The following is a 10,043-nucleotide window of genomic DNA, read 5'->3' as shown; positions in this document are numbered from 1 at the left end:
GGAAGTCCACGACGGGGGGCGCGAGATGAACACGTGATCGGTCACAGCACCAGCGCAGTGATCACGCGTCTGCACGACGTGCACCGGGGTTCCGAGAAGTCCGGTGCCGTGAGCGGGCGGGGGTGCGCTCGCGGCACCGGGCGGCAGCACACCGCCTACATGACGGTGGTCGACGGGGGGACGGGGGAAACCGGCGCAGCCGCGTACGGGGAGGACCAGGGGGAGCGCCGCTCGCTGACGGAGGCGGAGTTCACCGCCTACGTCCAGGAGCGCCGCGCCTCCCTGTACGCGACCGCCTACCACCTGACCGGCGACCGCTTCGAGGCCGAGGACCTGCTGCAGAGCGCGCTGTTCTCGACGTACCGGGCGTGGGAGCGGATCAGCGACAAGGCGGCCGTCGGCGGCTACCTGCGGCGGACCATGACCAACCTGCACATCAGCGCCTGGCGGCGCCGCAAGCTCAACGAGTACCCGACCGAGGAACTGCCGGAGACGCCCGGCGACACGGACGCGATGAGCGGCACCGAGCTGCGCGCGGTCCTGTGGCAGGCGCTCGCCCGGCTCCCCGAGCTCCAGCGCACCATGCTGGTCCTGCGCTACTACGAGGGCCGCACGGACCCGGAGATCGCGGAGATCCTCGACATCAGTGTCGGCACGGTGAAGTCCAGCATCTGGCGGTCGCTCCGCCGGCTGCGCGAGGACGAGGTCCTCAGCTTCGGCCGTGACGAGGAGGACGCCTTCGGGGAGCTTGTGGCCTGAAGGTAAGGGGATCCGGGGGGATCCCGACGGGGAAACCGGGGGAAACGGGGCCCGGGGGAGGGTCCGGGGGGACCCACGGGGGAAACGAGTCCGGGGGGACTCGGAAGCACGGGGGAGCTCCGCCACGGGGGACACGGGGGTGTTCGGCGGAGCGACGGGGGAAGCGGGACTGGAGGGCCGGGGGGTCCGTCCAGTCCCGCTTTTTCTGCTTTCCACGCCTCGCCCACGGCGGTCACGCCGCCGAGCCCACGGCGGTCAGGCCGCCGGCGCCTGGGTGCGGTCCCGGGACTGCCGGCCCACCGCGGCCGCCGCCATCCGGCTGAGCGCCTCGTCGCGGTCGCAGGGATGCGCGCCCAGGGACACCTGGCGGGCCACGATCGTGCGCTCCGCGCGCATCAGCCGCCAGCCGCGACGCAGCAGGAACGGCACCGACTTGCGGCCCTCCCTGAGGTCGCGCAGGAAGCGGCGCCGGAAGGTCTTCACCGGACCCCGGCTGAGACACAGCGCGTCGGCCAGCAGTCCCAGCTCGCGGCAGCGCTCCACGATCTCGGCGGCGAAGATGCCCTCCGCGATGAACAGCGGGGTACGGCCGATGTGCAGGGTCTCCTCACCGGTGCGGGCGCTCAGCGAGATGTCGTACACCGGCACGCCCGCCGAACCCGTCGCGCACAGCCGGCCGATGGCCTCGACCGCGACCTCGGCGTCCCAGGACTCCGGGTGGTCCCAGTCGATGTCCGAACTCCCCGCCACCAGTGGCAGGGTCGGGTCGTCGCCCTCCTTGTAGAAGTCGTCGAGACGCAGCACGGGAAGCCCGGAACGGGCGGCGACGAGGGACTTGCCCGAACCCGAAGGGCCGCACAGCAGCACGACGCGGGCGGGGGGCGGAGGATGAATGCTCACGGAACACCAGTTTGACGTATGGGGAGCCTCCTGCCGACCCCGCGGGTCGGCTTTTGAGCGTGAGTCACACCTCAACTACCCTGTGTGCCGACACGATCACCCCGCGCACCCGAAGGTGGCACCAGCGATGTCCCGACACGCGTCCTCCCCGAACCCGACCGCCCAGCGTGCGCTGATCGCTCTCGCGACCGCCTCAGTCGCGCTCGGCGCGGGCGCCGCGACGGCAGCCGCGACCCCTCAGGTCGTGCACGACGCGGTACGGAGCCGGTCCACCTCCGTCGGTCCGGCCGACCCGCAGGCGGCGCTGACCGCAGTGGGCGGTCTGCTGCCGTACGTCACGGGGCCGGTGACGGCCCTGAAGCCCAACCCGCTCGCGGGCACGGGCGTCGACCCGCTGGACAACGGCGTGGGCACCCGGTTGGCCGACTTCGAGCCGCTCACGTCGAAGACCGTGACGGAACCGGTGGCTGAGGCGCCGTCGATCGGGGACGTGCCGGTGGTGGGGCAGCTGCTCCTGGGGGGCTGAACACGGCGGGGAACTGCCGGTCCGGTGTGGCCGGTCGCGCAGTTCCCCATGGGCCCGGCACCTAGTACGACGAACCCGACGCTCCCAGCGACCCCGTCGGGTGCCACACCGTCTTCGTCTCCAGGAACGCCGTCATGCGGTCCGTCCCGGGCGTCGCCGTCCAGTCGTCCACAGGCTGTGGACGCAGGACGCGCTTGAGGTTGTCGGCCGCCGCGATCTCCAGCTCCTTCGCCAGCGCCTCGTCCGCGCCCGCGAGGTCGATCGCGTTGACGTCCTGGTGGGATGCCAGGGTCGGCGCGATCTCCTTCGTGCGGCCGGACAGGACGTTGACGACGCCACCGGGGACGTCGGAGGTGGCGAGCACCTCGGCGAGGGAGAGGGCCGGGAGCGGCGCCTGCTCGCTCGCCACCACGACGGCCGTGTTGCCGGTCGCGATCACCGGGGCGAGCACCGACACCAGGCCGAGGAACGACGACTCCTGCGGGGCCAGGACGGCCACCACGCCCGTCGGTTCGGGGGAGGAGAGGTTGAAGTAGGGGCCCGCGACCGGGTTGCCGCCGCCGACCACCTGGGCGATCTTGTCGGTCCAGCCCGCGTACCAGACCCAGCGGTCGATCGTCGCGTCCACGACCACGGCGGCCTTGGACTTGCCGAGGCCCTCCGCGTCGGCGACCTCGCGCACGAACTGGTCCCGGCGGCCCTCCAGCATCTCCGCGACGCGGTAGAGGACCTGGCCCCGGTTGTAGGCCGTGGCCCCGGCCCAGCCGCCGAACGCCTTGCGGGCGGCGACGACCGCGTCCCTGGCGTCCTTGCGGCTCGACTGCGGCGCGTTGGCCAGCCAGTTGCCCTTTGCGTCGGTCACCTCGTACACCCGGCCGCTCTCGGAACGCGGGAACTTCCCGCCGACGTACAGCTTGTAGGTCTTGAAGACGGACAGGCGATCAGACATCGAGGTATGCCTCCAGACCGTGACGGCCGCCCTCGCGGCCGAAGCCCGACTCCTTGTAGCCGCCGAACGGCGAGGTGGGGTCGAACTTGTTGAACGTGTTGGACCAGACGACGCCCGCGCGCAGCTTGTTCGCGACGGCCAGGATCCTGGAGCCCTTCTCCGTCCAGATGCCGGCGGAGAGGCCGTACTGCGTGTTGTTGGCCTTCGCCACCGCCTCGTCCGGGGTGCGGAAGGTGAGGACCGACAGGACCGGGCCGAAGATCTCGTCGCGGGCGATGGTGTGCGCCTGGGTGACGTTCGTGAACAGCGTCGGGGCGAACCAGTAGCCGGCGGACGGGAGTTCGCAGGCCGGGGACCAGCGCTCGGCGCCCTCGGCCTCGCCCTGCTCGGCGAGCGTGGTGATCCGGGCCAGCTGCTCGGCCGAGTTGATCGCGCCGATGTCGGTGTTCTTGTCCAGCGGGTCGCCGAGCCGGAGCGTCGACAGGCGGCGCTTGAGGGAGTCGAGCAGCTCGTCGTGGATCGACTCCTGGACCAGCAGACGGGAGCCCGCGCAGCAGACCTGGCCCTGGTTGAAGAAGATCCCGGTGACGATCCCCTCGACGGCCTGGTCGATCGGGGCGTCGTCGAAGACGATGTTGGCGCCCTTGCCGCCCAGTTCGAGGGTGAGCTTCTTGCGGGTGCCCGCGACCGTGCGCGCGATCTCCTTGCCGACGGCGGTGGAACCCGTGAAGGCGACCTTGTTCACGTCGGGGTGGGCGACGAGCGCGGCGCCCGCGTCGCCGTACCCGGGAAGGATGTTGACGACGCCCTTGGGCAGGCCCGCCTGACGGCAGATGTCCGCGAAGAAGAGGGCGGAGAGAGGTGTCGTCTCGGCGGGCTTGAGGACCACCGTGTTGCCGGTGGCGAGCGCCGGGGCGATCTTCCAGGCCAGCATCAGGAGCGGGAAGTTCCAGGGGATGACCTGGCCGGCGACGCCCAGCGGCCGCGGGTTCGCGCCGTAGCCCGCGTGGTCGAGCTTGTCGGCCCAGCCCGCGTAGTAGAAGAAGTGCGCGGCGACCAGGGGGAGGTCCGCGTCGCGGGTCTCCTTGACGGGCTTGCCGTTGTCCAGGGTTTCCAGGACGGCGAGCTCGCGGCTGCGCTCCTGGATGATCCGGGCGATGCGGAAGAGGTACTTGGCGCGCTCGGAGCCAGGCAGCGCGGACCACTTCTCGAAGGCCTTGCGGGCGGCCCGTACGGCCCGGTCCACGTCCTCGGCGCCGGCCCGGGCGACCTCGGAGAGGACCTCCTCGGTGGACGGGCTGACCGTCTTGAAGACCTTGCCGTCCGCCGCGTCCGTGAACTCGCCGTCGATGAAGAGCCCGTAGGAGGGGGCGATGTCGACGACGGAGCGGGACTCGGGCGCCGGTGCGTACTCGAAAGCGGTGGTCATCTTTTCCTTGGCCATGGTGATCAGTCCACCGTCACGTAGTCGGGACCGGAGTAGCGGCCGGTGGCCAGCTTCTGACGCTGCATCAGCAGATCGTTCAGGAGCGAGGAGGCACCGAAGCGGAACCAGTGGTTGTCCAGCCAGTCCTGGCCCGCGGTCTCGTTGACCAGGACGAGGAACTTGATCGCGTCCTTGCTGGTCCGGATGCCGCCGGCGGGCTTCACGCCGACCTGCACGCCCGTCTGCGCACGGAAGTCGCGCACGGCCTCCAGCATCAGGAGGGTGTTCGCGGGGGTGGCGTTGACGGCGACCTTGCCCGTGGAGGTCTTGATGAAGTCGGCGCCCGCCAGCATGCCGAGCCAGGAGGCCCGGCGGATGTTGTCGTACGTCGACAGCTCGCCGGTCTCGAAGATGACCTTGAGCCGGGCGGCGGCCCCGCAGGCCTCCTTCACGGCGACGATCTCGTCGTACACCTTGCGGTAGTTCCCCGCGAGGAACGCGCCGCGGTCGATGACCATGTCGATCTCGTCGGCGCCCGCGGCCACGGCGTCCCGCACGTCGGCGAGCTTCACCGGCAGGGCCGCGCGGCCCGCGGGGAAGGCGGTGGCGACCGAGGCGACCTTGACGGACGAACCGGCGACGGCCTCCTTCGCGGCGGCCACCATGTCGGGGTAGACGCAGACGGCGGCCGTGGCGGGGGTCGTACGGTCCGTGGGGTCCGGGTGGACCGCCTTGGCGCCGAGCGCCCGGACCTTGCCCGGGGTGTCCGCGCCTTCCAGCGTCGTCAGGTCGACCATCGAGATGGCGAGGTCGATGGCGTACGCCTTCGCGGTGGTCTTGATCGAACGGGTGCCGAGCGAGGCGGCACGCGCCTCCAGGCCGACCGCGTCGACGCCGGGCAGCCCGTGGAGGAAGCGGCGCAGCGTGCTGTCGGACGCGGTGACGTCAGCAAGTGCGTGGGGTGCGGTGGTGGGCATGGTCACCAGCCGAGCATATCTACGCGCGTAGCGGCTGTACACCCCGAGGGAACGGTTCTTCATCCTGGCGCCGGGGAGCTTTCCTGCGACGAGGGGCGCGGGGAACTGCGCGCGCGACCACAGCGCACCCGCAGTCGCGCACGGCGATGATGCCCCCTCCGCGCCGTGCGGGCGTCTGGTGCAGAATCGGCGGCATGACCACGCCCCTCGTCAAGGACCGCGTCCACCGCTCACCCATGGCGGTGGTCAGCGGCGTCCTGCTGCTCGCCATCATCTGCTGGCTCGGCGTCGACGCGCTGATCCGCGGGCACGGCCGCACCCCCTGGCTCGCCCTGGCCGCGATGATCCTCGTCGTGCCGCTGGTGGTCGCCTTCACCCTGCGGCCCGCGGTGTTCGCGGGGGAGGACCGGCTGCGGGTGCGCAACCCGTTCCGGGTGGTCACGCTGCCGTGGGGGGAGATCGCCGCCCTGCGCTCCGGGTACTCGAACGAGGTGATCACCAAGTCGGGCGCGAAGTACCAGCTGTGGTCGATTCCGGTGTCCCTGCGCAGCCGCAAGAAGGCGGCGCGCCGCACGGCCAGGGCGGAGGCGGACGCGCAGCGCGGGCGGCCGGGGACCGCCGGGCGGATGCCCGGCGGGTTCGGTGGCGGGTTCCGGGCGCTGCGCGACACCGACGGCGCGACCGGGCCGACGCGCGCGGAGACCGACCGGGTCATGGACGACCTGCGGGAGCTGCTGGAGAGCCGGGAGGCGGCGGAGTCGGCGCAGGGTGAGGTGACGGTGCGGTGGGCCTACGAGGTGGCCGCGCCGGCCGTCGCGGGCGCGGTGCTGCTGGCGATCCTGCTGGCGATGGGGTAGTCCGGGGCGGCCGGCCCGTACGGTGGACCGTACAGTCCACTCTTCGGGAGGCCGGTCCATGCGCAGGGAGCTCACGGCCAAGGGCAAGGCCACCCGGCACCGGATCGTCGAGGGGGCCGCGGCCGCGCTGCGGGAGAACGGCGTCGGCTCGGTCACCCTCGACGACATCATGGCGCGCACCAGCACCAGCAAGAGCCAGCTCTTCCACTACTTCCCCGGCGGCAAGGACGAACTGCTGCTCGCCGTCGCGCACTACGAGGCGGACCAGGTGCTGGAGGACCAGCAGCCGTACCTGGGCTGCCTCGACTCCTGGGAGAACTGGGAGCGGTGGCGGGACGTGGTCGTCGCCCGCTACGAGATCCTGGGGGACACGTGTCCCCTCGGGTCGCTCTTCCTCCAGGTCGGGCGTTCGACGCCGGGCGCGCGGGCGATCGTCGCCGAGTTGATGCGGCGCTGGCAGGAGAGCCTGGCGGCCGGGATCCGGGCGTTGCGGGCGGCCGGGGGCGGGGGCCCGTCGGCCGGGTTCGACGTCGACGCGCGGGCCGCCGCGCTGCTGGCCGCGATCCAGGGAGGGGTGTCCATCCTGCTGGCGACGGGCCGCTCCGACCACCTGCGGGCCGCCCTCGACCAGGGGCTCGCGGACCTGCGCCGCGACCTGACGCCGACCGGGGCCGTCACACCGCGATGACCGCGGGACCGCCCGGCCGCAGGGCTCGTCAGGCGGCGACGACCGCGACACCGGTACGGCCGCCGTCCACGTCCAGCACGATCCCGTGCACGAAGGACGACTCGTCGGCGGCCAGGTACACCGCCGCGCTCGCGATCGCCTCCGGCGTGCCCATCCCGCCCGCCGGCGTGCCCTTCATCATGGCCCCGCCGATCTCGGCCACCTCGGCGTCCGACGGCAGCACCGCGCCCGGGGAGATCGCGTTCACCCGCACCCCCCGCGGCCCGAACTCGGCGGCCCAGGCACGGGTCAGGGCCTCCACGGCTCCCTTGGTGGAGCTGTACAGCGCGCCGACGGGGATGCCCAGACGTACGATCCACGAACTCAGGTTGATGACCGCGCCCGCGCCCGCCTCGGCCATGGCCGGTGCGACGGCCCCCGTCAGGAAGAAGGGGGCCCTGACGTTGACCGCGTAGACCTGGTCGAAGGTCTTCTCGTCGGTGGCGGGGGTGGCGTCCGCCGGGTAGATGCCGGCGTTGTTGACGAGTACGTCGATACGGCCGCCCAGCACCCGGGTCGCCTCCTCGGCCAGCTTGTGCGACGCGGCGGCGCTGCCGTCCAGGTCGGCGCGTACGAAGTCGGCGCGGCCGCCCCGGGCGCGGATCCCGTCGACCACCTCCGCACCGCGCTCGGCGCTCCGCCCCGAGACGACGACGTGCGCGCCCTCGGCGGCGAACGCCTCCGCGATCGCCCGCCCGATGTTGCTGGTGGATCCGGTCACCAGTGCGGTCTTTCCTGCCAGTCGCGTGCCCATGATCAGCCTCCGTGTCCTCGGTTTCCCGGTCAGGTGCGGACCACTGTGCGCCCAGAAAAATGGACCAGCAAGTCCAGAAACGGGAGCCCGTAACCCGGCCGAGCTGCCTGGGTCATGCGGTGTCCGGCGGCTCGGGTGCCGGGCCGTAGTCCTCGTTGTGATCTCTGGTCAGCGCGGCCAGTAGAGCGGGGTCGGCGTAGACCTCGGCGGTGTGCTGCCAGGCGGTCTCGGAGGCAAGCCCAGCATGGCCTGCATCATCGCGAGCGTGACCAACTCGGCATCGGTCAGTTGCGGAGCGATCCCGATAGCCGGACGCCAGGGAGCCAAATGCGGTCATGCCTTCAGCAGGTCGTCGGTCTTCACATAGAGTGCGGTGGCGAGGGAGTCCAACTCTGTCTTCACACACCGACGTTGGACTCCCCCGTCGTATGCGTGCAGCCGATCCCTTGAAGTCGATCATTCAGGTGGTACGGCTGCTACTGATCCTTGGCGGAGGGCCGTCGCAGCTCGAAGTGAAAGCATCCGTATTCCAGTGCCCTGACGTGTACGAGCACCACGTCCGGGTCGTTGAACGCATCGTCGAAGGCTGCATCGAAGCCAGTCGTGGCGTCGGCTGGAATCTCCAGAAGGCGGCCACCTGCGATATGGCCCCGGGCGTCATAGCGGCGCACGGTACGCAGGGTGCCCGGCCGAGCGAAGGGGTAGTTCTCGCCCGGTGTGAACCCGCCGCAGTCATCGGCGTGGATGAAGATGGGACCCTGTTCGTCGTAGGCGCCCGGATCTGCACCCCTCGTGGCGGCCCAGCGACGCAACGGGGCGTACGAAACAAGGGCAATCCGCTCGCCGAGCGTGATGGGACGCAGACAGCAGCGCAGCGGAGAGTCCACGTCGTCGCCGGTCGCGATGTACGGGGCGCAGGGACGGCCCGCGTCGTCGACAACCCGCAGTTCCTTCAGGACGGCTGCGTCAACGGGGAGCACGGTGTATCTGGTCATGTGCCCATGCTGGATCGACGCACGGGCGGGTTGCTGGCAGGAAACGGACGTCACGTTGGTGCGCGCCCACGCAGAAGGCTGGCCGGAAACGTCGCACCCGCTGAACACAGGCCGCCTACGATCGCCGACCCCTTGGAATCGATCATCTAGTCCCGCTGGGCGGTGAACAGTTCCAAGTGGGAACCACGACAAGCATGAGCCGACACGGATCCTCGCGAAGGCATCTCGCGGCGGTCAGCTCTGGCAAATCGCTCAGGAACTTACCGGACAGCCTGTCACTGGCCTGTGAGCTGAGTTCGACTTACTTAGGTGTACCCTCCGGCCAGGTCAACAGCGACCACGGAACCAGCTGGGCCCCGAGGACCGTAATGGTCATCGGGGCCCAGCCTTATTCAAGCTCTTCGATATCTCGCTGTCTCAGTATCGCGCGGGTCTTTCGCCATTGCTCGGGCGTTATTTTAGGAGCCCGTGCCACATGTGTGGAAAGCCACTGCTCGCGGGTCAGTCGCTGAGCGCGTGGCGACTGGTCTTGAGTTCCTCTGTCATGGTCCGCTTCTGAGCGGGCTTGTAGATGTTGTTTGCGTGCGATCGCTGCGGAACGTCCGACCGGAGCGGGCGGCGCGGCGGACCGTCGGGTTTTGCGTGTGGTTTTGTTGCCGGAATCGGCAGACATGGCGTGGCCTCCAGAGCGTCAAATCAGGAATTAGATAACGGGTGTTCATGGTTTCTCTGCTTTGCGCGTGTGGAGCGCTGTCCTCCATGCGCCCTGATCAGGCGCAGCTAACTTGCCTTCGATTATGCGAATTGCAGTCGATGAGGGCCCGTGAGTTTTCCGTAAATGCGATTCGATGAAGCGGTCCGGACAGTGGAAGATCCGTGCCGGAATCGGCTGGAATTATTCTCGAACCGTCGCGGGGGGGGGGCGATACCCAGATGTGCCGATCGCCAATGGCCGCCGACGGAACATCAGTTCACGGAGTTCGGCAGCCGACGCGGGGAGCATGCTCGCAAGCCCGCGCAGACCGCACCGATGCACCAGGCCACATCCGGGAGCCCGGCCAGCACCACGGCGCACCGGCCTTCTGGCGAACAGGGAGAGGGCACGGAGCAGCGCGCGACCGTGTCGGATCCCAGCTGATGCCTGACGTTCTGGTCCCAGGTGATGTTTGACGG

General features: G+C 70.3%; 10 protein-coding genes and 1 pseudogene. 4 read left to right on the top strand and 7 right to left on the bottom strand.

The window, feature by feature from the left end; genetic code table 11:
• The first annotated feature begins 33 nt into the window (after positions 1-33).
• Complete coding sequence (locus ABZ646_RS31315; protein WP_360526215.1) at positions 34-759, top strand: SigE family RNA polymerase sigma factor; 726 nt, start codon at positions 34-36, stop codon at positions 757-759.
• Between the two features lie 255 nt (positions 760-1,014).
• On the opposite strand, the gene ABZ646_RS31310 is transcribed toward ABZ646_RS31315, so the two are convergent.
• Positions 1,015-1,659, bottom strand: coding sequence for a uridine kinase (locus tag ABZ646_RS31310; protein ID WP_360526209.1), 645 nt, complete (start codon positions 1,657-1,659; stop codon positions 1,015-1,017).
• Positions 1,660-1,786: 127 nt separating this feature from the next.
• Here ABZ646_RS31310 and ABZ646_RS31305 point away from each other — a divergent pair, with 127 nt between their 5' ends.
• Positions 1,787-2,185, top strand: a complete 399-nt coding sequence (locus tag ABZ646_RS31305; protein ID WP_360526207.1) for a hypothetical protein — start codon at positions 1,787-1,789, stop codon at positions 2,183-2,185.
• A 61-nt stretch (positions 2,186-2,246) separates the two neighbouring features.
• On the opposite strand, the gene ABZ646_RS31300 is transcribed toward ABZ646_RS31305, so the two are convergent.
• Genes ABZ646_RS31300 through deoC form a run of 3 tightly spaced genes read right to left on the bottom strand, consistent with a single transcriptional unit; the run spans position 2,247 to position 5,537 of the window.
• Positions 2,247-3,134, bottom strand: a complete 888-nt coding sequence (locus tag ABZ646_RS31300) for an aldehyde dehydrogenase family protein (RefSeq protein WP_360526204.1) — start codon at positions 3,132-3,134, stop codon at positions 2,247-2,249.
• A complete protein-coding gene (locus tag ABZ646_RS31295) occupies positions 3,127-4,563 on the bottom strand; it encodes an aldehyde dehydrogenase family protein (protein ID WP_360526201.1) in 1,437 nt (478 codons plus the stop codon). Before ABZ646_RS31295 ends, ABZ646_RS31300 begins: the two co-directional genes overlap by 8 nt.
• Positions 4,564-4,583: 20 nt before the next feature.
• Positions 4,584-5,537 carry a deoxyribose-phosphate aldolase gene (deoC, locus tag ABZ646_RS31290; RefSeq protein WP_360526212.1) on the bottom strand — a complete coding sequence of 318 codons (954 nt, stop codon included), beginning with the start codon at positions 5,535-5,537 and terminating at the stop codon, positions 4,584-4,586.
• Positions 5,538-5,731: 194 nt separating this feature from the next.
• Here deoC and ABZ646_RS31285 point away from each other — a divergent pair, with 194 nt between their 5' ends.
• Both ABZ646_RS31285 and ABZ646_RS31280 read left to right on the top strand, forming a co-directional pair.
• Positions 5,732-6,394, top strand: coding sequence for a PH domain-containing protein (locus ABZ646_RS31285; protein WP_360526198.1), 663 nt, complete (start codon positions 5,732-5,734; stop codon positions 6,392-6,394).
• A gap of 58 nt (positions 6,395-6,452) precedes the next feature.
• Positions 6,453-7,082: a helix-turn-helix domain-containing protein gene (locus ABZ646_RS31280; RefSeq protein WP_360526195.1), complete on the top strand. Its 630-nt coding sequence runs from the start codon at positions 6,453-6,455 to the stop codon at positions 7,080-7,082.
• Between the two features lie 28 nt (positions 7,083-7,110).
• Here the strand turns inward: ABZ646_RS31280 and ABZ646_RS31275 are convergent, their stop codons facing one another.
• From ABZ646_RS31275 to ABZ646_RS31265, 3 genes and pseudogenes are all read right to left on the bottom strand, one after another.
• Positions 7,111-7,875: an SDR family oxidoreductase gene (locus ABZ646_RS31275; protein ID WP_360526192.1), complete on the bottom strand. Its 765-nt coding sequence runs from the start codon at positions 7,873-7,875 to the stop codon at positions 7,111-7,113.
• Positions 7,876-8,112: 237 nt separating this feature from the next.
• Positions 8,113-8,277 (bottom strand): annotated as a pseudogene (locus tag ABZ646_RS31270) (IS982 family transposase); the annotation flags it as partial.
• A 74-nt stretch (positions 8,278-8,351) separates the two neighbouring features.
• Positions 8,352-8,870 carry a DUF1203 domain-containing protein gene (locus ABZ646_RS31265; RefSeq protein ID WP_360526188.1) on the bottom strand — a complete coding sequence of 173 codons (519 nt, stop codon included), beginning with the start codon at positions 8,868-8,870 and terminating at the stop codon, positions 8,352-8,354.
• Positions 8,871-10,043 lie beyond the last annotated feature (1,173 nt).

Origin of the sequence: Streptomyces sp. NPDC007162 (genome assembly GCF_040634175.1) — a bacterium.
Lineage (GTDB): Bacteria > Actinomycetota > Actinomycetes > Streptomycetales > Streptomycetaceae > Streptomyces.
The sequence above is the reverse complement of the archived record's forward strand: the minus strand, read 5'-3'. Positions and strand labels throughout refer to the sequence as shown.

Bases quoted from the DNA above. Each gene is read 5' to 3' on its own strand.
- ABZ646_RS31305 (WP_360526207.1), top strand. From the start codon at position 1,787: ATGTCCCGACACGCGTCCTCCCCGAACCCGACCGCCCAGCGTGCGCTG.
- ABZ646_RS31300 (WP_360526204.1), bottom strand. From the start codon at position 3,134: ATGTCTGATCGCCTGTCCGTCTTCAAGACCTACAAGCTGTACGTCGGC.
- ABZ646_RS31295 (WP_360526201.1), bottom strand. From the start codon at position 4,563: ATGACCACCGCTTTCGAGTACGCACCGGCGCCCGAGTCCCGCTCCGTC.
- deoC (WP_360526212.1), bottom strand. From the start codon at position 5,537: ATGCCCACCACCGCACCCCACGCACTTGCTGACGTCACCGCGTCCGAC.
- ABZ646_RS31285 (WP_360526198.1), top strand. From the start codon at position 5,732: ATGACCACGCCCCTCGTCAAGGACCGCGTCCACCGCTCACCCATGGCG.
- ABZ646_RS31280 (WP_360526195.1), top strand. From the start codon at position 6,453: ATGCGCAGGGAGCTCACGGCCAAGGGCAAGGCCACCCGGCACCGGATC.
- ABZ646_RS31275 (WP_360526192.1), bottom strand. From the start codon at position 7,875: ATGGGCACGCGACTGGCAGGAAAGACCGCACTGGTGACCGGATCCACC.
- ABZ646_RS31265 (WP_360526188.1), bottom strand. From the start codon at position 8,870: ATGACCAGATACACCGTGCTCCCCGTTGACGCAGCCGTCCTGAAGGAA.